The organism is Streptococcus sp. OMI750 (assembly GCF_047463895.1).
Taxonomy (GTDB): Bacteria; Bacillota; Bacilli; order Lactobacillales; family Streptococcaceae; genus Streptococcus.
Genome location: NZ_JASHCZ010000002.1, coordinates 272,665 through 294,162, shown reverse-complemented (window position 1 = coordinate 294,162; position 21,498 = coordinate 272,665). Strand labels below are relative to the sequence as shown.

The following is a 21,498-nucleotide window of genomic DNA, read 5'->3' as shown; positions in this document are numbered from 1 at the left end:
GAAGGCCAGCCCATTCTAAAAGACCTTTCTCTAACCATTCCAAAAGGCCAACGGTTGGCCATTGTTGGTAAAAATGGGGCTGGAAAATCAACCCTTGCTAAGGCGATTTGTGGCTTCATCCAGACGGAAGGAACCTATTTCTCAAGGGGAGAGGATATCAAGGGTGATAGTGTCAAGGAGCGGGCAGAGCGCGTGGGATATGTCCTGCAAAACCCCAACCAGATGATCTCGACCAACATGATTTTTGACGAGGTGGCCCTGGGTCTTCGCTTGAGAAATGTTCCAGAGGATCAGATTGAAAGTCGTGTCCATCAAGCCTTGAAGACCTGTGGTCTCTACGAATTTCGTAAGTGGCCGATTTCTGCTCTATCTTATGGTCAGAAGAAGCGGGTGACCATCGCCTCTATACTGGTTTTAGGACCAGAAATTTTGGTCTTGGATGAGCCGACAGCAGGTCAGGACCAGCGCAATTACACTGAAATCATGGAATTTTTGGATAGTTTGCAACAAAAAGGCCATACCATTATCATGATTACCCATGATATGCAGCTCATGCTGGATTATTCGGACCGGGCAATCGTGGTGACAGATGGTCGGATCATAGCTGACCTGTCTCCTGCAGAATTGTTTACTCGTCCAGACATTTTAGGCCAGGCCAATTTGAAAGAAACGTCTATTTTTGCCTTGGCCAATCGCTTAGGTGTTGATCCTTTGGCTCTCACGCAATTTTACATGAAACAGAAAGGAAGCAGGCCATGAATCATCGATTAGTCGGCTACCATGAGGGAAGTAGTTTTCTTCACCGCCTTTCAGGGGCGAGTAAGTTGCTCTTTCTTCTTTTAGTCTCTCTTGCAGCCATGCTGAGTTATGATACCAGGCTCCTTTTAGGAATTGGTCTGGGTGCTCTGGCCTTGTTCTCTACTGCCCGCATTCGTTTTCGGGATATCTCTTTTGTACTTGGATTTGCTATTGTTTTTGCTATTCTAAATGTGCTCATGGTCTATCTCTTTGCTCCTCAGTACGGGGTAGAGATTTATGGAGCAAAAACAATACTCATCAAAGGCTGGGGATCCTACAGCATTACTTCTCAGGAGCTCTTTTATCTCTTTAATCTAGCTTTGAAGTATGTTTGTACCATTCCGCTGGCTCTCATTTTCCTAATGACCACCCATCCCAGTCAATTTGCATCGAGTCTCAATCAGATTGGGGTGTCCTACAAGATTGCTTATTCAGTGAGCTTGACCCTGCGCTATATTCCAGACGTGCAGGAAGAATACCAGACGATCAGATTGTCACAGGAAGCCAGAGGATTGGAGTTATCCAAAAAGGCCAAGCTCGTTCAGCGAATCAAAGGCAATTTGCAAATCATTTCGCCCTTAATCTTTAGCTCACTTGAGCGGATTGACAGTATTTCTACGGCCATGGAATTACGTCGCTTCGGTAAAAATAAAAAGCGGACCTGGTATTCATACCAAGCCATGGAAGGGAAAGATTATGGAATGATTCTAACTGCTTTGGCTGTTCTCATCTTAAGCGTTCTGTTAATTTTTCTCAATCAAGGGCGTTTTTACAATCCATGGAGGTAATCACATGTCAGAAACGATTTTAGTAACAGGAGCTTCAGCTGGCTTTGGTCAAGCGATCTGTCGTCGCTTAGTAGCAGATGGATACCGCGTGATCGGATCGGCTAGACGCATTGAAAAATTACAGGTCCTTCAAGAAGAGCTAGGAGAAGGGTTTTACCCCCTTCAAATGGATGTAACAGATCTCCCTCAGGTGGATCATGCACTTACTAGTTTGCCAGCTTCTTGGGAGAGAATTGATGTCTTGGTCAATAATGCTGGCTTAGCCCTAGGCCTTGCTCCTGCTTATGAAGCAGAAGTATCAGACTGGCTGACTATGATCCAGACCAATATTGTTGGCTTGACCTATCTGACAAGGAAAATCTTACCCCAGATGGTCCAGCGAAATGATGGTTATATTATCAATTTAGGATCTACAGCAGGAACAGTACCTTATCCAGGTGCCAATATCTATGGGGCGTCAAAAGCTTTTGTTAAGCAATTCTCCCTCAATCTTCGGGCCGATTTAGCAGGGAAGAAGATCCGTGTCAGCAACATCGAACCTGGACTCTGCGAAGGAACGGAGTTCTCTTCTGTTCGCTTCAAAGGCGACGAAAAACGGGTAGAAGCCCTTTATAAAGATGCTCATGCTATTCAGCCAGAAGACATTGCTAACACTGTCGTTTGGTTGCTCCAACAACCTAAGCATGTCAATATCAACCGCATTGAGATCATGCCAGTTTCCCAAAGTTTTGGACCGCAACCGGTTTACCGTGATTAAAAAGAGAGCAACCCATATAAGTTGTATGGGTTGCTCTTTTCTGTTTCTCCAAGATTTTTGGTATAATAGGAGGCAAAGTAAGGAGAAGAAGATGGCAGCTGCGTTAATTATTGGTTCAACCGTTTGTGATGTGATGATCTATTTGGATCGTTTGCCAAGTCGAGAGGGCGATGCTCACATTGATCACCAACAATGGTCTGTTGGTGGATGCGCCTTTAATGTCGTCAACATCCTCCATTTTTTATCGCAACCCTATCAGTTTATCTCGCCCATAGGTTCTGGGATTTACGGCGATTTTATTAGGCGAGAACTAAAGCAATTAGGGATTCCCTCTTCCATCTCATTAGACGGGGCTAATGGTTGCTGTTACTGCTTTGTAGAGTCTGATGGTGAAAGAACCTTTTTATCGGACCATGGTGTGGAGTATAGCTTCCAAGCAGAGTGGCTACAAGAAATCGCCAGGGAAAACTTTGATTACATATACTTATGTGGTCTAGAAGTTGAGGAGTCAACGGGTCTAGAATTAGTCCAGTCCGTTTCGCAATTAGAGGGCCAGGTGATCTTTGCACCAGGACCACGAGGACGCCTGATTCCGAAGGACCGACTGGAAGCGATTTATGATCTGCATCCAATTCTCCACGTCAATGAGGTCGAAGCACTAGAATTTTCAGGGTGTGAAGAGATCCACCAAGCAGTCGAAGGATTGTATCAGAGAACGGGCCAATTGGTCATTGTCACCTTGGGAGAAAAAGGAGCGATCGCTTACGATGGCAACTGGTATAAGGCAGCAGGAATTCCGACAAAAGTCGTCGATACAGTGGGTGCTGGGGATAGCCACGTAGGCGCTTTTATTGCAGCTCGTTTAGAAGGTTTAGACATTGCGAAAGCTTTAAGCTTTGCCAACAAAGTCTCTAGTCGCATTGTTGCAAGCAAGGGCGTTCATCTGACAAAAGAGCAGCAAGAAGCTTTGCGAACAGAATTGAAACAAAAATAAAAAAAGGGTTTAGAACAAACAGTGAATAGCTCACTATCGTTCTATATCCTTTTGATTTTTTCTTGATCTTATAACGGACGCTTATTGGGCAGGCCTGCCTTTCTTGGGTATTTGTTGGGCGTTTCTTTTTTCTTTTCCACAACAGTGATATAGCGTGGATCCCCATTTGGCAATTCATAGTGTAGATTGTCTTCAACCTTGCTAAATAGCAGATTCAGGGCGTTTTTAGCTTCTTCCAACTCTTCTGGAGCATTGCTAGCCTTGAGAGCGAGGAGGCGCCCCCCTACTTTCAAATAAGGAATGGTCAGCTCAGAAAGGACCTGCATCCGAGCAACGGCACGAGCAGTCACCACGTCAAATTGGGCACGGAAGGCCTTATCTTGCGCAAAATCCTCAGCCCTCCCATGGTAGAAATGAACTCCATCCAAGTCCAATTCTTCAGCCAGTAAATGAAGGAAATTGATCCGCTTATTGAGGGAATCAATGATGGTCACATCCAACTCAGGGAAAAGGATTTTCATTGGAAGGCTTGGAAAGCCAGCACCAGCTCCGATATCCAAAAGACGGATGGGTTGGTTTTCGATCAATCCCTGCAAGATGGGGGCGATTGAATCATAGAAATGCTTGAGATAGACGTCGTCTTTTTCGGTGATGGCAGTGAGGTTGATCTTTTCATTCCATTCCACGAGGAGCTCGAAATAGTGTTCGTATTGCTCTTTTTGACGATCTGTTAATGGGTAGCCGAGATCGGCTAAATGGGCATAAAATTCTTCTGGTTTCATGCTATTATTTTACCACAAAATAAGAGAAATTTGATATACTGGTAGAAAGAAATGAAAGGAATTCAATAAAATGATTTGGATTATTCTTGGGATCCTTGTGGTCCTTGTGTTGATGGTAGTAGGAGTTTACAACGGTTTAGTGAAAAGTCGGATGCAAACTCGCGAAGCTTGGAGTCAAATTGACGTGCAATTGAAACGTCGGAACGACTTGATTCCAAACTTGATCGAAACTGTTAAAGGCTATGCGAAGTACGAAGGAGATACACTAGCAAAAGTAACTCAACTTCGTCAACAAGTGGCTCAAGCTACTTCACCTGCAGAAGCAATGGCAGCCAGTGATGCTCTTTCACGTCAAGTAGCAGGCATCTTTGCGGTTGCCGAAAACTACCCAGACTTGAAAGCCAACACCAACTTCATGCAATTGCAAGAAGAATTGACCAACACAGAAAATAAAATTTCTTATGCTCGTCAATTGTATAACAGTGTCACAAGCAACTACAATGTGAAATTGGAAACTTTCCCAACAAATGTGATTGCTGGAATGTTTGGCTTCAGACAAGCTGAATTCCTTCAAGTGCCTGAAGAAGAAAAAGCTGTACCAAAGGTGGATTTTAGCGGATTAGGAGACTAATATGCTGTTTGACCAAATTGCAAGCAATAAAAGGAGAACTTGGATTCTCCTTATTGCTTTTTTCATACTCTTGGCCCTCATCGGAGCAGCCGTTGGCTACCTCTGGTTAGGCTCCTCTCTTGGTGGTGTCATCCTAGCTTTGATTATTGGTGGAATCTATGCGATTAGTATGATTTTTCAATCGACAGAGGTAGTGATGCGGATGAACGGGGCGCGTGAGGTGACGGAAGAGCAAGCCCCTCAACTCTACCATATTGTCCAAGACATGGCCATGGTAGCTCAAATCCCTATGCCTCGGGTCTATATTGTAGATGATCCATCCATGAATGCATTTGCGACGGGGTCTAATCCTCAAAATGCTGCTGTTGCAGCGACGACAGGTCTTCTAGCTGTGATGAACCGTGAGGAATTGGAGGGAGTCATTGGACACGAAGTCAGCCATATTCGCAATTACGATATCCGCATCTCCACGATTGCAGTTGCCCTTGCTAGTGCCATCACGATGCTCTCGAGCATTGGTGGCCGGATGATGTGGTGGGGCGGTGGCCGTAGACGGGATGATGATCGAGAAGGGGGCAGTGGTTTAGAAATTATTATTCTAATCCTTTCCTTGATTGCCATCGTATTAGCTCCATTAGCGGCGACCTTGGTCCAGTTAGCCATTTCTCGTCAACGGGAGTTCCTAGCGGATGCCTCAAGTGTCGAATTGACACGGAATCCTCAAGGGATGATCAATGCTCTTTTGAAACTCGATAACAGTGCACCCATGCAACGAGAAGTTGATAGTGCAAGTAGTGCTCTCTTTATCAACGATCCTAAAAAAGAATCCGGATTTCAAAAGCTCTTTTATACCCACCCACCCATTGCCGAGCGGGTAGCTCGCCTAAGAAAAATGTAAAGTAAGAGGCTGGGACAAAAGTCCTAGCCTCTTAATCATTTTTGGATTATCGAGCAAGACGCAGTGGTTGAGTGGGCTCTACTACGCTGATTTCATCAGCTTTTACAGCCCTACTCAACTGTGCGGAGGTGGGACGACGAAATCGAATTCTAACGAATTACCGATTTCTGTCCCACTCTCTTTATTTGCTAGATAAGAGGACGGTAGTGAAACCAAGGATGGCAAAGATTCCCCAAGTTAGAGAGAGGTTCCAGATAGCTAAACTAGAAAAAAGGGCTGTTCCAAGAGGCATGGCAAAGCTGACCATCAGACCCAAAAAGCTAGAGGTAGAGGCTAATTTCTCAGCTGGCAGTTTGCTCATTAAAAGACTGGAAACTTTTGGGTTGATTTTTGCAACAAGATAACCGAGGAAAGTGATGAGTAGAAGGGAAAGGATATCCCAGTGGACCAGAGTATTTGTGAGGCCAAGCATGGTCAGACCACCTGCAATCCACAGTAGAGTATGGTGGAGGGTTTGTTTGGAAAAATAATCGTGAGGTGTCAGGCTAGCCCAGACCATGCTTAAAATAGTTACTGCTTCTAAGATCAAGAGCGATTGGCTAAAGCTCAAATGAAAGAAGGGGGAGTGAAGCAGTTGCAAATTATAGATGCCGGAGATGGATCCTCCCAAAGCATTGATGAAAATTAAGGATAGGAGAAGTTTCCCAAAGTTGTGAACTTCTTCATCTGCAAAGATAGTGGTGACATTGCGATAGATGTCTCGACATTCTTGAAGGAAAGAAACTTTCTTACTCGAATCCACTTGAATCGGTTCGTGGGTCAGTTGACTGCGTCGGATGAAAAGACAAGTGGAAGACAGGAGAAAGGTCAGGGCATTGATCGAAGCAACAAGTGCAAAGTTATGGTGACTGATAGCTAAAAGCCAGACTCCCAGCGCTTGACCTGAAATGGAACAAACCATACTAAGCAGTTGATTGAAGGAATAGGCTTCCATCAGATCCTCGCTAGGGATGTTCTTCTGCATAATGGGAAGTTGCAATCCCCCGCGATAATCACTTAAACAATCTGACACAATATTCAAGAAGCAAACGATCGAAAAGGCCAGGTAACCCAGAATCTTCGTCATCAGTGCAATGATGACGAAAAGGATAGCTTGCAGAAAGCCCATTCGGATCAGCCAGTCAGCTTTTTTAGCGGTGTGATCGGCCTTCATTCCGATGAAAATGGTGAAAAGACCTGGGATGAAAACAATGAGATTGGCGATCCCAACTGCCAGACTAGGGTGAGGCATGCTAGCCGCGAAGACCACAAAGACAAGGTTGTAAATCGCAGCACCAATGGTATTCAAAAAACGTGAAAGACTGAGTAAGGCAAAGATATGATTGCGAAATAAGAGTTTCATAAGCTTTCCTCCTTATGCTTAGCAGATAAAATAACTTCTCTTAAATGTTGCAAGGTCTGCTTGAGAAGAGACAGTTTCTCTTCTTCCGTCAGTTCTAATTTTTCCTCTTTAACATAAAAACTAGTCTGTTTAAGGAAATAATGAAGGAGATGATTCTTTAGTCTGCTTATCATGCTGGGACCTCTTTCTTTTCTTGATGATCCTATTGTAACCCCTAAAAGCAAGAAAAATTACATGTTGCATATTTTCAACAAAAAGAGGCTGGGACAAAAGTCCTAGCCTCTTAATTGTTTTTGGATTGTCGAGCAAGACGCAGTGGTTGAGTGGGCTCTACTACGCTGATTTCATCAGCTTTTACGGCCCTACTCAACTGTGCGGAGGTGGGACGACGAAATCGAATTCTAGATTTCTGTCCCACTCTCTTTTCAGGCTTCCTTAATCAGTTCTTGCAGGCCCTGTTTGTAGTAGTTGGCACTGTCCTTACAATCCAGAATAGAGAGGACCTGAATGGCCTGTTCCATCTTTTCAAGACCAGTTTCTTTTTCTCCCTTTCGATAAAGAAATTCCCCTTTGGCATAGAGATAAACCGTCCGAAGGTAGGCTTCGTTTTCAGAGTAAAAGTGGTCCTTGATCAGCTGATCAAAATAAGATGCATCTTCAAATTTATTTGAACTAATGGACAGAAAGAAACCATTGAGAAATATAGAATTGAGGGCAGGACGAGAAGAGTCTAGGAGAAGCTTGAAATCATCTCTTTGGACCAACTCCTCTGTATACTGTCGATAGAGCTGACTAGAGAAAAGTGGAGAGGTCAGTGAAAAAAGGCTTAACTCAAAATTTCCCCAGACCATGACAGAGAAGAGGTAGTCATAGAGGAAATCTAGTTCCTCTTGGCTAGCAGCCAACTCCACCTCAGGATAGAAGGCAAGCATTTGAGCCTTGAGAATAATGCTGGCTAAGAAGTCTTCTTTTTTGTGATCTTTCTGATAGGCTAGCTGGTAGCTTTGGTACAAGGCTTGATCATGTTCCAAGCTCATGTTTTCATAGTGCTCTTTCAACAATTTGGGAATAAAGGAGTGCTGGTCGATCCCTGCTAGATGGGAAAACTCACTGAGGCTGGTTTTGATTTGTTGAAGGGCATGAAAAAACCGTTGCGTAGTGAGGTCATTTTCCCCTCTTTCAAATCGAGATAGCATGGAGCGCGAAAATTCGCCTCCAGTTGCTTCCTCTAAAGAGATGTGGCGACTTTCACGTATTTGCCGAAAAACTGCTCCGATTTCTTTCATGCCTTCTCCTCTTTTAGCTGGTATTTTTCAACCAATTGCTCAACAGTCTTCCCCTTGCTTAACCAATCGACCAGACGATCTAATCGACGAATTTCCTGCATCAAAGGATCTTGAATTGTTTCAATTTGCACGTCACAAACTTTCCCAGTAATCAGTGTTCGATTGGGGTGATAGGCGGGAGCTTGGCGAAAGAAATCTCCGTAGCTTCCATCACGCCTTTTCCATTCTTTTAGTTCCGCCAGAGAATAGCCTGTTAATCGCGAGGTAATTTGGTCAAGGCTGGTCTCTGCTCCACCCTTTCGTAAGACTTTTTGGACTAAAGCTGTATATACAGTTGAAAATGGTAAATCGTAAACTCTTGCCATCAGATCTCCTTTATCTTTTTTCATGATTATAACAAATTTTTGAGGAGACTTCTTGGTTGAGGGACAGCTTCATGATATACTAATAGTATCTAGAAGATTTGAGGACAAAAGAATGAACTTATACACACAAGAAATCCGTAAAAACCCTAAAGGACTAGCTTTTGATCAAGAATTGGATTTGCTAAAGGAATTGCAAAAGCGCAATCCAGAAATTCTTGATTTAAAGGATGTGACAGCGACAGGGCGAGTAGCCTATGATACAGGTCTCTATGTCTTGGATTACCAATTGACCTATACCATCGTCCTTGCCTCTAGCCGCAGCATGGAACCCGTTGAGCTTCAAGAGAGCTATCCTGTGACAGAGGTGTTCGCTGAGGACGTACAGTCAGAGGCAGATATCGAAGCTCTTGAGGAAGATCTGATCCTTCCCATTGAAGGGGGCAGAATTGATCTGAGTGAAAGCGTGGCAGATAATATCCTGCTCAATATTCCTCTTAAGGTTCTCACTCCGGAAGAAGAGTCCGGACAAGGCTTTATCGAGGGCAATGATTGGAAAATCATGACAGAGGAAGAGTACCAGGAAGCTCAAGCTCTTAAGAAGGAAGAAAATAGTCCCTTTGCTGGTCTCCAAGGTTTATTTGAGGAAGAATAGGCTAGAGATGACATATTAAAAATCTAAACATAAATACAGGTCTTTTCTTTGAGGAAAGGCCTTCTTTTGGTATACTAGGATTTATAAACAACAGAGGGGAGACCTCTGAAAAAGGAGAAAAGTATGGATACATTATTTATTCCAGGCTGGTTGATAACAGGTCTCATTGTTACTGTCATTATTGTAGTTTTGCTTGTAAAAGGCTACGTGAACGCTAAACCAAACGAAGTTGTTGTTATTACAGGTCTTCGGAAGCAACGCCATTTGCGTGGTAAAGCTGGTTTTATGATTCCCTTCGTAGAACAACGTTCTTACCTTGATATTGAGCAATTCTCTACAGATGTTCGGACATCTGAAGCAGTCCCAACACTTGACTTCATTAACGTCCGTGCCGATGCAGCTGTTAAGTTGAAAATCGGGACAACCGATGAGATGATTGCGCGTGCTGCAGAAAACTTCTTGAACTGGAATACGACGGATATTTCTAACTCTGTTCAAGATGTCTTGGAAGGGAACTTGCGGGAAGTCATCGGTCAAATGGAGCTCCGTAAGATGGTCAATGACCGTCAAGAGTTTGCTTCAAAGGTGCAAGACAACGTAGCGCCAGACTTAGCTAAAATGGGTCTGGAAGTCATCGCCTTTACGGTTCAATCCTTCTCAGATGAAGGGGGAGTCATCGATAATCTCGGTATCGAAAATGTTGAAACCATCAAGAAGGATGCCTTGATTGCTAAAGCCAAAGCAGAACGCGAACGCAAAGAAGTAGAAGCGGAACAAGATAAGCTAGCCAACGACAAACGCGTCGCAGCCGATCTTGAAATTGCGCAAAAACAAAATGAGTTGAAACTCAAACAAGCAGCCCTTAAACAAGAAGCAGATATTGCTCAAGCCAAGGCAGATGCTGCGAAGGGGATTGAGGCGGAAGTGCAACGTCGTGAACAAGAGCGTGTAGCAGCGGAAGCCAACATCATGAAACAAGAGAAAGAAGCGGAAGTTAAGGAACGCGAAGTTAAGGTTCGTGAGCAAGAATTGGATGCCAACATCCGTAAGCAAGCCGAAGCTGAAAAGTATGCACGTCAACAAGCAGCGGAAGCTGAATTGATTGAACGCCAACGCAAGGCCGAAGCTGAACTCTTCGAAACTCAAAAAGAAGCCGAAGCTCGTAAAGCCCAAGCTGAAGCAGAGAAATTTGCTCAATTGCAAGAGGCAGAAGCCATCGAAGCCAAAGGTCGTGCCGAAGCTGAAGCCATTCGCTTGAAACTAGAAGCCGAAGCCAAAGGTTTGGACCAAAAAGCCGAAGCGATGAAGAAAATGCAAGAAGCAGCCATTACCGAAATGGTGGTGGACAAGTTGCCTGAAATTGCGCGTGCTGTTGCTGAACCATTGACCAAGGTGGATAAGATTACCATGTATGGTGAAGGAAACGCCTCTAAGATGGTGGGCGATATCATGCAAAGTATCGATCAAGTCTCTCAAGGAGCTGGATTCGATATTCGTCAATTGTTAGCAGGAGCTCTTGGGGTCAATATGACAGTCAATAAACTTAAAGAAGGAGAACAACCTGTCATTGAAGCCTCTGAAATAGCTTCTAAAGAAGATTAATACGATCAACAGGAAGTGTCTGAGAACGGTATCTCGGGCACTTTTGTTTTTAAGATCAAATGATATGTCTGCTCTTCCCTTCTTTTGGAGAAGGAGATAAGCTATTTTCTGCTTTCTTTTAAGGACGAAAAATGGTAGAATATAGGCAAACTATAAAGAGGAGTGTCACATGACTAAAGCAAACTTTGGTGTTGTTGGTATGGCCGTAATGGGTCGTAACCTTGCCCTTAATATTGAATCTCGTGGCTATACAGTTGCCATTTATAACCGTAGTAAAGAAAAAACAGAAGATGTTGTTGCTTGCCATCCTGATAAGAACTTTGTGCCAAGCTATGATATCGAAAGCTTCGTAAACTCAATCGAAAAACCACGTCGTATCATGCTCATGGTTCAAGCAGGACCTGGTACAGACGCAACCATCCAAGCCCTTCTTCCACACTTGGACAAAGGTGATATCTTGATTGACGGAGGAAACACGTTCTACAAAGATACTATCCGTCGTAACGAAGAATTGGCAAACTCTGGTATCAACTTTATTGGTACAGGTGTTTCTGGTGGTGAAAAAGGTGCCCTTGAAGGTCCTTCTATCATGCCTGGTGGACAAAAAGAAGCTTATGAATTGGTAGCAGATGTTCTTGAAGAAATCTCTGCAAAAGCACCAGAAGATGGAAAACCATGTGTGACTTACATCGGTCCTGATGGAGCTGGTCACTATGTGAAAATGGTCCACAATGGTATTGAGTATGGGGACATGCAATTGATCGCAGAAAGCTATGATTTGATGCAACACTTGCTTGGCCTTTCAGCTCAAGACATGGCTGAAATCTTTACGGAGTGGAACAAGGGCGAATTGGATAGCTACTTGATCGAAATCACTGCGGATATCCTTGGACGCAAAGACGACGAAGGTCAAGATGGTCCAATCGTTGACTACATCTTGGATGCTGCAGGAAACAAGGGAACAGGTAAATGGACTAGCCAATCAGCTCTTGACCTTGGTGTGCCATTGTCACTCATCACTGAGTCAGTATTTGCACGTTACATTTCTACTTATAAAGAAGAACGTGTACACGCTAGCAAGGTGCTTCCAAAACCAGCTGCTTTCAAATTTGAAGGAGACAAGGCTGAATTGATTGAAAAGATCCGCCAAGCCCTTTATTTCTCAAAAATCATCTCTTACGCACAAGGTTTTGCCCAATTGCGTGTCGCTTCTAAAGAAAATAACTGGAACTTGCCATTTGCAGATATCGCATCTATCTGGCGCGATGGATGTATCATCCGTTCTCGTTTCTTGCAAAAGATTACAGATGCTTACAACCGCGATGCAGATCTTGCTAACCTTCTTTTGGATGAGTACTTCTTAGATGTAACAGCTAAGTACCAACAATCTGTTCGTGATATCGTAGCTCTTGCTGTTCAAGCAGGTGTACCAGTACCAACCTTCTCAGCAGCCATCACTTACTTTGATAGCTACCGTTCAGCGGATCTTCCAGCGAACTTGATCCAAGCGCAACGTGACTACTTTGGTGCCCACACTTACCAACGGAAAGACAAAGAAGGTACCTTCCACTATTCTTGGTACGACGAAAAATAATCTTGGCTTATGGTCAAACGAGTCCTACTAGTAGAAAATGAGAAGCAAATCGCTCGCTTCATTAATTTGGAACTTCAAAAAGAAGGCTATCAAGTTGATGTGGTCGAGGATGGGAAAACGGGTCTGACCTTGATTGCTACCACCAAATATGATCTGATCTTGTTCAATTATGATTTGTCAGACATGTCTGGTGAAGCCTTTGCTCAGGAGATCAGTCAGATTCGCCCTGCTTCGGTTTTGATTGTTTTGGATAGTCGGGAAAAGATTGCCGAACACGAAGAGAGTATTGAGCGGTTTGCCGTTTCCTATATGGTCAAACCCTTTGTGATCAGTGATTTAGTCGATAAAATCACAGCTATATTTAGAGGTCGTGATTATATTGACCAACACTGTAGCCAGATGAAAATTCCAACCTCTTATCGGAATTTGCGGATCGATGTCGAACACCACACCGTCTATCGAGGAAAAGACATGATTAGTCTGACGCGAAGAGAATACGATCTTCTAGCGACTCTGATGGGAAACAAGGGAGTGGTGACTCGTGAGCAATTGCTAGAGAGCGTTTGGAAGTACGAGAGTAAGGGGGAGACCAATATTGTCGACGTCTATATCCGTTATCTTCGTGGGAAAATAGATCTCCCAGGACAAAAGAGCTATATTAAGACCGTTCGTGGGATTGGCTATGCCATGCAAGACGAACTAGAATGAAACATTCGAATCCTTTAAGGGTTCGAATGTTTTTATGTTTCAAAGAAATCGTTTGCGTTAAAAATTATCGAAAAAAGAAAGATTGCGAAAGATTTTGTGTTTGAAATTTAATATAAAGAGAAAAAATTCAAGAAAAATGTTATGTAAGGCTTTACATTTTTGAAAAATATGGTATACTAGAATCAAATTAAGCGCAAACGTTTTCTTAAAAACAAAGCCTTAAACAATATAAGGAGGTTGAATGATGAACAAAGGATCATTCAAAAGTTTATTTAGCTTTGAATTCTGGCAGAAGTTCGGTAAGGCCTTGATGGTCGTTATCGCTGTAATGCCAGCGGCTGGGTTGATGATTTCAATCGGGAAATCAATCCCTATGATCAACCCGAATTTATCTCCACTTGTTATTACAGGTGGGATTCTCGAACAAATCGGTTGGGGGGTTATCGGAAACCTTCACATCCTGTTTGCACTCGCTATCGGTGGTAGCTGGGCCAAGGAACGTGCAGGGGGTGCCTTTGCAGCTGGTCTCTCTTTCATCTTAATTAACCGTATTACAGGTGCCGTTTTTGGAGTGACATCTGCAATGTTGGCTGATAAAGAAGCTACCGTTCACACAATTTTAGGCGGTTCTGTTAAAGTTGCGGATTATTTCATTAGTGTCCTTGAAGCTCCTGCTCTGAATATGGGTGTCTTTGTAGGGATTATCTCTGGTTTTGTTGGAGCGACTGCCTTCAATAAATACTACAACTACCGTAAACTTCCAGAAGCCCTTTCTTTCTTTAACGGGAAGCGCTTTGTCCCATTCGTTGTTATCGTTCGTTCAGCTCTTACAGCCTTGGTTTTGGCAGCCTTGTGGCCAGTGGTTCAATCAGGAATTAATGGATTCGGTGTCTGGATCGCCAACTCACAATCAACAGCTCCAGTATTGGCACCATTCTTGTTTGGTACCTTGGAACGTCTTCTCTTGCCGTTTGGTCTTCACCACATGTTGACCATTCCAATCAACTATACTCAATTGGGTGGTAGCTACCAAGTTCTTACAGGTGCTGCCAAAGGAACAACTGTATTTGGACAAGATCCACTTTGGTTAGCTTGGGTAACAGACCTTGTTAACTTGAAGAAGGCAGATCCTAGCCAATACCAACACTTGCTTCATGCATACGTACCAGCTCGTTTCAAAGTTGGTCAAATGATTGGATCATTTGGTATCTTGATGGGGATTGTGGTGGCTATCTACCGCAATGTGGACCCAGATAAAAAAGAAAAATACAAAGGGATGCTTGTTGCAACTGCTCTTGCAACCTTCTTGACAGGTGTTACAGAACCAATTGAATACATGTTCATGTTCATTGCAACACCTTTATACCTAATCTATGCCTTTGTTCAAGGAGCTGCCTTTGCAATGGCTGACTTGGTTAACCTTCGTGTCCACTCATTCGGTTCAATCGAATTCTTGACACGTACCCCAATGGCCATCAACGCTGGTTTGGCATTAGATATCTTTAACTTTGTATGGGTAACTGTCCTCTTTGGATGTATCATGTACTTCATTGCCAACTTCATGATTAAGAAATTCAACTATGCGACTCCAGGACGCAATGGTAACTACGAGCAAAATGATGATGCAGCTTCAGGAGAAGGTGAAGCATCTGGTACGGCTACTAGCTCAGCTAGCTCACAAGTCATCAACATCATCAACCTTCTTGGTGGACGTGCCAATATCGTAGATGTTGACGCATGTATGACTCGTCTCCGTGTGACTGTGAAAGACGCAGAAAAAGTTGGAACAGAAGAACAATGGAAAGCTGAAGGTGCAATGGGTCTTGTCATGAAAGGACAAGGGGTTCAAGCCATCTACGGTCCAAAAGCAGACGTCTTGAAGTCAGACATCCAAGACGTACTTGACTCAGGTGAAGTCATTCCTGAAACACTTCCTAGCCAAATGACAGCTGTTCAAAAGGCAGAAGCAACCTTCAAAGGTGTGACGGATGAAGTTCATTCAGTTGCGGATGGTCAAGTCATCAATATTGAAGATGTGAAAGACCCAGTCTTCTCACAAAAAATGATGGGTGACGGATTTGCAGTTGAGCCTGAAAATGGTCATATCGTTTCACCAGTGGCTGGTAAAATTACGAGCGTCTTCCCAACTAAACATGCCCTTGGTTTGTTGACAGATAATGGTTTGGAAGTCTTGGTTCACATTGGTCTAGATACTGTTAGTCTAGAAGGAAAACCATTTGAGGTTAAAGTATCTGAAGGCCAAACAGTGGCTGCAGGAGACCTTTTAGTAGAAGCAGATCTTGATGCGATTCGTGAAGCAGGTCGTGAAACATCTACAGTTGTTGTTTTCACAAATGCAGATGCCATTAAATCAGTTAAGGTCGAACATACAGGCAAATTGGCAGCCAATGCTCCAGTTGCAACAGTAGAATTATAAAGACTACGGCAAAGAAAATGAGGTTGGGGCAGTGCACCCGACCTCTTGCCGTTTCTTGTTTTAAGTAAAAGGAGAAATCAGGGGATGAAATTTTTAACATTAAATTCCCATAGTTGGATGGAGGAGAATGCTCAGCAAAAGTTTGAGACTCTCAAAGAGCAAATTTTAGAAGCTCAATACGATGTGATTTGCTTTCAAGAAGTCAACCAAGAGATGGCTACAGAGGAAATTGCAACCGACGAGTATTATCAAGCCTTGCCATCTTCCGTAGCTATTCACAAGGATCACTTTGTTCGCGTATTGGTTGAGGAGTTGGCTGCTCAAGGTCTTCACTATTACTGGACTTGGGCTTACAACCATATTGGCTATGATCACCTTAATGAAGGGGTAGCTGTTCTTTCACGTCAACCATTAAAGGCAGATGAGATTTTGGTCTCTAATATGGACGATCCAACAGACTACCATACCCGTCGGGTGGCTGTTGCTCACACGAGTGTGGATGGAAAAGAGATCGCTGTTGCTAGTGTCCATCTTTCTTGGTGGGACAAAGGTTTCCAATTTGAGTGGCCACGGATTGAGCAGTATTTTAGCCAAGTAGGCAACCCCTTTATTCTAGCTGGCGATTTCAATAATCCTGCTGGTCAAGAAGGCTATGAAACCATTTTATCAAGTTCTCTAGAGCTACAAGATAGCTTTATTGAAGCCAAAGAAACCAAGGGCACCTATACGGTAGGTCCTGGTATCGATGGCTGGACGGACAATCAAATACCATTGCGGATCGATTATGTCTTTGCAAGTCCGGAATGGGAGATCGAGCGTCTTCACGTCATTTTTGACGGTCAAAACAAACCACATGTCAGTGATCACTATGGTTTAGAAGCAGAATTATCACTTTAAAATGAATTGAGAGTCGATAGGAAAACGATTTTGTTCGAATCGTTCGTCGACTCTTTTTTAATTTTTACATTAGAGGTTGCCATCGGAGCTTCTCTTGTTCTTCTGCTTTCTTTACGATTGATTTTATGGTAAAATGAAGTGTTAAAACAGTTCAAGGAGGTAGCAAATGCGTTGTCCAAAATGTGGTGGAAGTAAGTCTAGTGTGGTGGATAGTCGACAAGCTGAAGACGGGAACACCATACGTCGTCGTCGTGAATGCGAAGAATGCCATTATCGCTTTACTACCTACGAAAGAGTAGAAGAACGAACGCTAGTGGTTGTCAAAAAGGATGGAACGCGCGAGCAATTTTCTCGTGATAAGATCTTTAATGGCATTATCCGTTCGGCTCAAAAACGTCCTGTATCGAGTGATGAAATCGAAGAAATTGTAAACCGGATTGAACAAAAGGTTCGTAGCCAAAGTGATAATGAAATTAACAGTGAGTATATTGGTTCTTTGGTCATGGATGAGTTAGCAGATCTGGATGAGATTACCTATGTTCGTTTTGCCAGTGTTTACCGGAGTTTCAAGGATGTCGGTGAGTTAGAGACGCTCTTGAAGCAAATTACGAAAGGAACCAAGAAGAAAAAGGAAAAATAGATGAAGCCCAATACTCCTTTTGTATTTTTAAAAAATAATATTCTTCCGCCGGCAGGGGCTGCTTTGGAGCAGTATTACCTGCCTATTTTGGAGATGGAAACAGTAACGGTGTATCGCTATTTGCTGGCATCGTATGATCAAGGTGAAAAGCAACATTTGCTTGCACAGATTCTAAACCACATCGATATGGGATTCCCTCAATTGTTATTGGCTTTTGATCGCTTGATTGCCATGGGCTTGATTGATCTCTTTGAGGAGGAAGATGGTCTCACTATCCAGATGCATGCCCCCCTTGAAGCAGAGCAATTTTTTTCAAATGCCGTCTATAAACGCTTGCTGGAAAGAAAGATTGGAGAGAAGGCAGTGGAAGAGCTGCTGCCAGCACGCTCTTTAGGAACTAGACGGCAAGTGTCCTTTTCTCAAGTATTTGGACTAGATGCTGGTGAGGTGACAGTTGTTGCCAGTAAAAAACAGCAGTTTGATATGGACATGTTTAAACGCATGATGGGCCGAGACGGTCTTCGTTTTGCGGATGAAGGGGAAGCGACTCTGGCCCTTTTTGCCATTGCAGAGGAGCAACAATGGACCTGGTATGAAACCTATCTCTTAGCAAAAGAAACGGCAGTAGACCGCACCATTTCTCCAAAAAGAATGAAGCAAAAGCTAGCCCAAGCTAATCAGGAACAACCACGCCTGTCCTATAGCCGTCAGGAAGAAACCATCTTGAGGGAAGCCAAGCAAAAATCTAGCCTGCAATTCTTGGCGGAGATAAAGAAGGCCCGCAAGGCGACCATTACGCAGAGCGAACGCAAGACCCTTTCCAAGTTAGCGGATCTAGGCTTACTGGATGAAGTGATCAATATCATCTTGTTGCTGACCTTTAATAAAACCCAGTCAGCTAATCTCAATGAAAAGTATGCTTTGAAAGTGGGAAATGACTTTTCTTACCAAGGGGTCAACAGTGCGGAAATGGCGATTTTAAAAGTCCGAGAACGCCAGGAGCAGGCTAAGTCTCAAGGAAATAAGGGGACGACAACTGCTCCTGCCAAAGGCAAGCCAAGCAATGTTCCTAAGTGGAGTCAACCGAACTATCAAAATCAAACCAGTCAAAAAGAAAAAGTGGATCTTGCAAAAGAGAAACAACGCCTATTAGAAAAATTAAATCAAGGAGGTGATTAGATGGAAAGTGTAGGTCAAACCCTGTCCCACATGAATCGTGCCCGTCAATTTAACTATGAGGATTTGGTGGCACAGATTTTGGCAGACCAAGAAGTCGCTGCCTTTATTCAAGCTCAGTCTTTGTCTGAGCAGGAAATTCGACGGAGTATTTCAAAATTTAATCAATACATCAGCGAGCGAAACCGTTTTTTACTTGCTGATCCGGATTATATTGCCAAAGGCTATAAACCGATCCTCACCATGAATGAAGGTTATGCAGATGTGGCCTATGAGGAGACACCAGAGTTAATCGAAGCCCAAAAACGGGCTGCGATCAACCAACGTCTCAACTTGATCAATCTCCCTTCAACCTTAAAAGAAGCGAGTCTAGCCAAGGTAGAGCTCGATGATAAGGGACGATTTGTGGCCTTTGAGGAATTGGCTAATTTTGTAGCTCACTATCCTGACTATCAAAAGGGGATCTACCTCTATGGTGATTTTGGAGTAGGAAAGAGCTACATGATGGCGGCTTTGGCCCATGATTTATCAGAAAAACGCCAGGCCTCTACCACTCTACTACATTTCCCAAGTTTTGCTATCGATGTCAAAAATGCCATCAGTTCGGGCTTGGTCAAAGAAACTGTAGATCAGGTGAAAAAAGCCGAAATTTTAATTCTCGATGATATCGGTGCGGAACAGATGTCAGCCTGGGTACGAGACGAAATCTTACAAGTGATTCTGCAGCACCGGATGCAGGAAAATCTTCCGACCTTCTTTACCTCTAATTTTAATTTTGAAGAATTGGAGCGCCATTTTGCAACATCACGCAATGGTGATGAAACCTGGCAGGCCAAACGCGTGATGGAGCGCGTGAAATTTTTAGCTAAGGAAATCCACTTGGAAGGAGTGAATCGTCGATGAATGATACCATCCGTTTAATGCAGTCTCATTTTTCTGTTCGCCGCTTTAAGGAAGAACCGATTAAAGAAGCCGATCTCAAGGAAATCTTATCAGCTGGTCAAATGGCTTCAAGTTGGAAAAACTTTCAGTCTTATTCTGTGATTGTGGTCAAAAGCAAGGAAAAGAAAGAGGCTCTTTACGACTTGCTTCCCCAAGAAGCGATTCGCCAATCAGACGTCTTTCTTCTCTTTGTTGGGGATTTAAACCGTGCTGAAAAAGCTGTCAAACTTCATGAGCAGGATTTCCATCCTGAAGGGGTGGACAACTTACTGATCACCTCAGTGGACGCGGCTCTAGCAGCTCAAAATACGCTATTAGCAGCTGAAAGTCTCGGCTATGGTGGAGTCATTATCGGCATGTTGCGCTACTGTTCAGAAGAAGTCTCAGAACTTTTCCGTCTGCCAGATTATACCTATCCTGTTTTTGGGATTGCTCTTGGAGTACCTAATCAGCAGCATGCGGTGAAACCACGATTACCCTTGGAGCAGATTGCTTTTGAAGAAGAATACCAAGAACAAGACCTATCGGTTGTGACTGCCTATGACAAGGTTCAGGCAGATTATGCTGGAGCGCGTGCAACAGATAGCTGGAGCGAGCGCCTTGCTGCTCAATTTGGGCAACCTGAACAAGAAGAGACCAAAAAACTACTAGAAAAACACAAACTATTATGAAATGAAGAGAGGCGTTCTTGAACTGAAGTCTCGCCTTTCATTAGAAAAGAGGAAATCATGGCCCTACCAACTATTGCGATTGTAGGCCGTCCCAATGTCGGAAAATCTACACTCTTTAACCGGATTGCCGGTGAGCGGATTTCCATCGTTGAGGATGTAGAAGGAGTCACTCGTGACCGCATTTATGCAACAGCTGAGTGGTTGAATCGGAAATTTAGTATCATTGATACAGGGGGAATTGATGACGTAGATGCCCCATTTATGGAGCAAATCAAGCATCAGGCAGAAATCGCCATGGACGAAGCAGATGTGATCGTCTTTGTTGTTTCTGGAAAAGAAGGGATCACGGATGCAGATGAATATGTCACTCGTATCTTGTATAAGACACATAAACCAGTGATTCTTGCAGTCAACAAGGTGGATAACCCAGAGATGCGCAATGATATCTATGACTTTTATGCCTTAGGACTGGGTGAGCCACTACCGGTATCCTCTGTTCACGGGATTGGAACCGGGGATGTGCTCGATGCTATCATCGAAAATCTCCCGAATGAAACAGAAGAAGAAAATCCAGATATCATCAAGTTTAGCTTGATTGGTCGCCCGAATGTTGGGAAATCAAGCTTGATCAATGCCATTCTTGGAGAAGATCGTGTGATTGCTAGCCCAGTAGCTGGAACCACACGGGATGCCATCGATACCCATTTTACCGATGCAGATGGCCAAGAATTTACCATGATCGATACAGCTGGTATGCGCAAGTCTGGTAAAATCTATGAAAACACTGAGAAATATTCTGTTATGCGTGCCATGCGTGCCATCGACCGTTCAGATGTGGTTTTGATGGTCATTAATGCCGAAGAAGGGATTCGGGAGTATGATAAGCGGATCGCTGGCTTTGCTCATGAAGCTGGTAAAGGTATGATCATTGTTGTCAACAAATGGGATACCATTGAAAAAGACAATCATACCATGAAGCAGTGGGAAGATGACATTCGCGATCAATTCCAATACCTTTCTTATGCACCAATTGTCTTTGTCTCTGCCCTGACCAAACAACGCTTGCACAAGTTGCCAGAGATGATCAAGCAGATCAGTGAGAGTCAAAATACGCGGATTCCTTCAGCTGTCTTGAACGATGTGATTATGGATGCCATTGCTATCAATCCAACGCCGACAGATAAAGGAAAACGCCTCAAGATCTTCTATGCGACCCAAGTGGCAACCAAGCCACCAACCTTTGTGGTCTTTGTTAACGAAGAAGAACTCATGCACTTCTCTTACCTCCGTTTCTTGGAGAACCAAATTCGGAAAGCTTTTGTCTTTGAAGGAACCCCGATCCATTTGATTGCGCGGAAACGGAAGTAGGATGAGTGCCTAAGGAAACTAAGAGTAGTAGACTATTTACTGGTCTTGCCATCCTTCACTTTACAGTTAGAAAGTCAAGGCGCCAAGAAGCTACCATGCGTCCTTTGGAA

General features: G+C 43.6%; 21 protein-coding genes and 1 pseudogene. 17 read left to right on the top strand and 5 right to left on the bottom strand.

Going from position 1 to position 21,498, the window contains the following annotated elements:
- Nucleotides 1-3: 3 nt before the first annotated feature.
- From QM830_RS06010 to QM830_RS05995, 4 genes and pseudogenes are all read left to right on the top strand, one after another.
- Nucleotides 4-759 (top strand): annotated as a pseudogene (locus QM830_RS06010) (energy-coupling factor ABC transporter ATP-binding protein); the annotation flags it as partial.
- Entirely contained in the window at nt 756-1,586 is an 831-nt protein-coding gene (locus QM830_RS06005) for an energy-coupling factor transporter transmembrane component T family protein (RefSeq protein WP_414325968.1), read from the top strand. The pseudogene QM830_RS06010 and the gene QM830_RS06005, both read left to right, overlap by 4 nt.
- 4 nt (nt 1,587-1,590) lie before the next feature.
- Nucleotides 1,591-2,343, top strand: coding sequence for an SDR family oxidoreductase (locus tag QM830_RS06000; protein WP_414325967.1), 753 nt, complete (start codon nt 1,591-1,593; stop codon nt 2,341-2,343).
- A 91-nt stretch (nt 2,344-2,434) separates the two neighbouring features.
- On the top strand, nt 2,435-3,337 hold the full coding sequence (locus QM830_RS05995; RefSeq protein WP_414325966.1) for a carbohydrate kinase family protein: 903 nt from the start codon (nt 2,435-2,437) through the stop codon (nt 3,335-3,337).
- Between the two features lie 68 nt (nt 3,338-3,405).
- Here QM830_RS05995 and rsmG read toward each other — a convergent pair whose 3' ends face one another.
- The gene (gene rsmG / locus QM830_RS05990; protein WP_414325965.1) at nt 3,406-4,119 is read right to left on the bottom strand and encodes a 16S rRNA (guanine(527)-N(7))-methyltransferase RsmG; all 714 of its coding nucleotides are present in this window, start codon (nt 4,117-4,119) and stop codon (nt 3,406-3,408) included.
- Between the two features lie 70 nt (nt 4,120-4,189).
- On the opposite strand from rsmG, the gene QM830_RS05985 reads away from it, so the two are divergent.
- Together QM830_RS05985 and htpX are read left to right on the top strand one after the other, a co-directional pair.
- Nucleotides 4,190-4,750 (top strand): LemA family protein, encoded by a 561-nt coding sequence (locus tag QM830_RS05985; RefSeq protein ID WP_009731537.1) that lies wholly within the window; start codon nt 4,190-4,192, stop codon nt 4,748-4,750.
- Between the two features lies 1 nt (nt 4,751).
- Entirely contained in the window at nt 4,752-5,648 is an 897-nt protein-coding gene (gene htpX, locus QM830_RS05980) for a zinc metalloprotease HtpX (protein ID WP_414325964.1), read from the top strand.
- Nucleotides 5,649-5,829: 181 nt separating this feature from the next.
- On the opposite strand, the gene QM830_RS05975 is transcribed toward htpX, so the two are convergent.
- The 4 genes from QM830_RS05975 to QM830_RS05960 all read right to left on the bottom strand — a co-directional run bounded on the left by QM830_RS05975 (nt 5,830) and on the right by QM830_RS05960 (nt 8,704).
- Nucleotides 5,830-7,050 (bottom strand): transporter, encoded by a 1,221-nt coding sequence (locus QM830_RS05975; RefSeq protein WP_414325963.1) that lies wholly within the window; start codon nt 7,048-7,050, stop codon nt 5,830-5,832.
- Nucleotides 7,047-7,223, bottom strand: coding sequence for a hypothetical protein (locus QM830_RS05970; RefSeq protein ID WP_009731534.1), 177 nt, complete (start codon nt 7,221-7,223; stop codon nt 7,047-7,049). The genes QM830_RS05975 and QM830_RS05970 overlap by 4 nt, the downstream gene beginning before the upstream one ends.
- A 252-nt stretch (nt 7,224-7,475) precedes the next feature.
- Nucleotides 7,476-8,336, bottom strand: a complete 861-nt coding sequence (locus QM830_RS05965; RefSeq protein ID WP_414325962.1) for a transcriptional regulator — start codon at nt 8,334-8,336, stop codon at nt 7,476-7,478.
- Complete coding sequence (locus QM830_RS05960; RefSeq protein ID WP_414326073.1) at nt 8,333-8,704, bottom strand: DUF2200 family protein; 372 nt, start codon at nt 8,702-8,704, stop codon at nt 8,333-8,335. The genes QM830_RS05965 and QM830_RS05960 overlap by 4 nt, the downstream gene beginning before the upstream one ends.
- A gap of 109 nt (nt 8,705-8,813) precedes the next feature.
- Between QM830_RS05960 and QM830_RS05955 the strand changes: the two genes are divergently transcribed.
- The 11 genes from QM830_RS05955 (at nt 8,814) to der (ending at nt 21,388) form a co-directional block, all read left to right on the top strand.
- Complete coding sequence (locus QM830_RS05955; RefSeq protein ID WP_414325961.1) at nt 8,814-9,353, top strand: YceD family protein; 540 nt, start codon at nt 8,814-8,816, stop codon at nt 9,351-9,353.
- A gap of 123 nt (nt 9,354-9,476) precedes the next feature.
- A complete protein-coding gene (locus tag QM830_RS05950; RefSeq protein ID WP_414325960.1) occupies nt 9,477-10,955 on the top strand; it encodes an SPFH domain-containing protein in 1,479 nt (492 codons plus the stop codon).
- Nucleotides 10,956-11,124: 169 nt separating this feature from the next.
- A complete protein-coding gene (gndA, locus tag QM830_RS05945; RefSeq protein WP_009731529.1) occupies nt 11,125-12,549 on the top strand; it encodes an NADP-dependent phosphogluconate dehydrogenase in 1,425 nt (474 codons plus the stop codon).
- Between the two features lie 9 nt (nt 12,550-12,558).
- Nucleotides 12,559-13,257 (top strand): response regulator transcription factor, encoded by a 699-nt coding sequence (locus tag QM830_RS05940; protein WP_414325959.1) that lies wholly within the window; start codon nt 12,559-12,561, stop codon nt 13,255-13,257.
- A gap of 241 nt (nt 13,258-13,498) precedes the next feature.
- Nucleotides 13,499-15,694, top strand: a complete 2,196-nt coding sequence (locus QM830_RS05935) for a PTS transporter subunit IIBC (protein WP_414325958.1) — start codon at nt 13,499-13,501, stop codon at nt 15,692-15,694.
- Nucleotides 15,695-15,778: 84 nt separating this feature from the next.
- Entirely contained in the window at nt 15,779-16,591 is an 813-nt protein-coding gene (locus QM830_RS05930) for an endonuclease/exonuclease/phosphatase family protein (RefSeq protein WP_414325957.1), read from the top strand.
- A 166-nt stretch (nt 16,592-16,757) separates the two neighbouring features.
- A complete protein-coding gene (nrdR, locus tag QM830_RS05925) occupies nt 16,758-17,231 on the top strand; it encodes a transcriptional regulator NrdR (RefSeq protein ID WP_003005476.1) in 474 nt (157 codons plus the stop codon).
- On the top strand, nt 17,232-18,410 hold the full coding sequence (locus tag QM830_RS05920) for a DNA helicase (RefSeq protein WP_414325956.1): 1,179 nt from the start codon (nt 17,232-17,234) through the stop codon (nt 18,408-18,410). It abuts the gene before it with no gap.
- Nucleotides 18,411-19,310 (top strand): primosomal protein DnaI, encoded by a 900-nt coding sequence (dnaI, locus tag QM830_RS05915; RefSeq protein WP_414325955.1) that lies wholly within the window; start codon nt 18,411-18,413, stop codon nt 19,308-19,310.
- Nucleotides 19,307-20,020: a nitroreductase family protein gene (locus tag QM830_RS05910; protein ID WP_414325954.1), complete on the top strand. Its 714-nt coding sequence runs from the start codon at nt 19,307-19,309 to the stop codon at nt 20,018-20,020. Before dnaI ends, QM830_RS05910 begins: the two co-directional genes overlap by 4 nt.
- A gap of 57 nt (nt 20,021-20,077) precedes the next feature.
- On the top strand, nt 20,078-21,388 hold the full coding sequence (der, locus tag QM830_RS05905; protein WP_003005632.1) for a ribosome biogenesis GTPase Der: 1,311 nt from the start codon (nt 20,078-20,080) through the stop codon (nt 21,386-21,388).
- The last annotated feature ends 110 nt before the right edge of the window (nt 21,389-21,498 follow it).

Excerpts from the sequence above, each read along its gene's own strand:
- QM830_RS06005 (WP_414325968.1), top strand. The coding sequence starts at position 756 with ATGAATCATCGATTAGTCGGCTACCATGAGGGAAGTAGTTTTCTTCAC.
- QM830_RS06000 (WP_414325967.1), top strand. The coding sequence starts at position 1,591 with ATGTCAGAAACGATTTTAGTAACAGGAGCTTCAGCTGGCTTTGGTCAA.
- QM830_RS05995 (WP_414325966.1), top strand. The coding sequence starts at position 2,435 with ATGGCAGCTGCGTTAATTATTGGTTCAACCGTTTGTGATGTGATGATC.
- rsmG (WP_414325965.1), bottom strand. The coding sequence starts at position 4,119 with ATGAAACCAGAAGAATTTTATGCCCATTTAGCCGATCTCGGCTACCCA.
- QM830_RS05985 (WP_009731537.1), top strand. The coding sequence starts at position 4,190 with ATGATTTGGATTATTCTTGGGATCCTTGTGGTCCTTGTGTTGATGGTA.
- htpX (WP_414325964.1), top strand. The coding sequence starts at position 4,752 with ATGCTGTTTGACCAAATTGCAAGCAATAAAAGGAGAACTTGGATTCTC.
- QM830_RS05975 (WP_414325963.1), bottom strand. The coding sequence starts at position 7,050 with ATGAAACTCTTATTTCGCAATCATATCTTTGCCTTACTCAGTCTTTCA.
- QM830_RS05970 (WP_009731534.1), bottom strand. The coding sequence starts at position 7,223 with ATGATAAGCAGACTAAAGAATCATCTCCTTCATTATTTCCTTAAACAG.
- QM830_RS05965 (WP_414325962.1), bottom strand. The coding sequence starts at position 8,336 with ATGAAAGAAATCGGAGCAGTTTTTCGGCAAATACGTGAAAGTCGCCAC.
- QM830_RS05955 (WP_414325961.1), top strand. The coding sequence starts at position 8,814 with ATGAACTTATACACACAAGAAATCCGTAAAAACCCTAAAGGACTAGCT.
- QM830_RS05950 (WP_414325960.1), top strand. The coding sequence starts at position 9,477 with ATGGATACATTATTTATTCCAGGCTGGTTGATAACAGGTCTCATTGTT.
- gndA (WP_009731529.1), top strand. The coding sequence starts at position 11,125 with ATGACTAAAGCAAACTTTGGTGTTGTTGGTATGGCCGTAATGGGTCGT.
- QM830_RS05940 (WP_414325959.1), top strand. The coding sequence starts at position 12,559 with ATGGTCAAACGAGTCCTACTAGTAGAAAATGAGAAGCAAATCGCTCGC.
- QM830_RS05935 (WP_414325958.1), top strand. The coding sequence starts at position 13,499 with ATGATGAACAAAGGATCATTCAAAAGTTTATTTAGCTTTGAATTCTGG.
- QM830_RS05930 (WP_414325957.1), top strand. The coding sequence starts at position 15,779 with ATGAAATTTTTAACATTAAATTCCCATAGTTGGATGGAGGAGAATGCT.
- nrdR (WP_003005476.1), top strand. The coding sequence starts at position 16,758 with ATGCGTTGTCCAAAATGTGGTGGAAGTAAGTCTAGTGTGGTGGATAGT.
- QM830_RS05920 (WP_414325956.1), top strand. The coding sequence starts at position 17,232 with ATGAAGCCCAATACTCCTTTTGTATTTTTAAAAAATAATATTCTTCCG.
- dnaI (WP_414325955.1), top strand. The coding sequence starts at position 18,411 with ATGGAAAGTGTAGGTCAAACCCTGTCCCACATGAATCGTGCCCGTCAA.
- QM830_RS05910 (WP_414325954.1), top strand. The coding sequence starts at position 19,307 with ATGAATGATACCATCCGTTTAATGCAGTCTCATTTTTCTGTTCGCCGC.
- der (WP_003005632.1), top strand. The coding sequence starts at position 20,078 with ATGGCCCTACCAACTATTGCGATTGTAGGCCGTCCCAATGTCGGAAAA.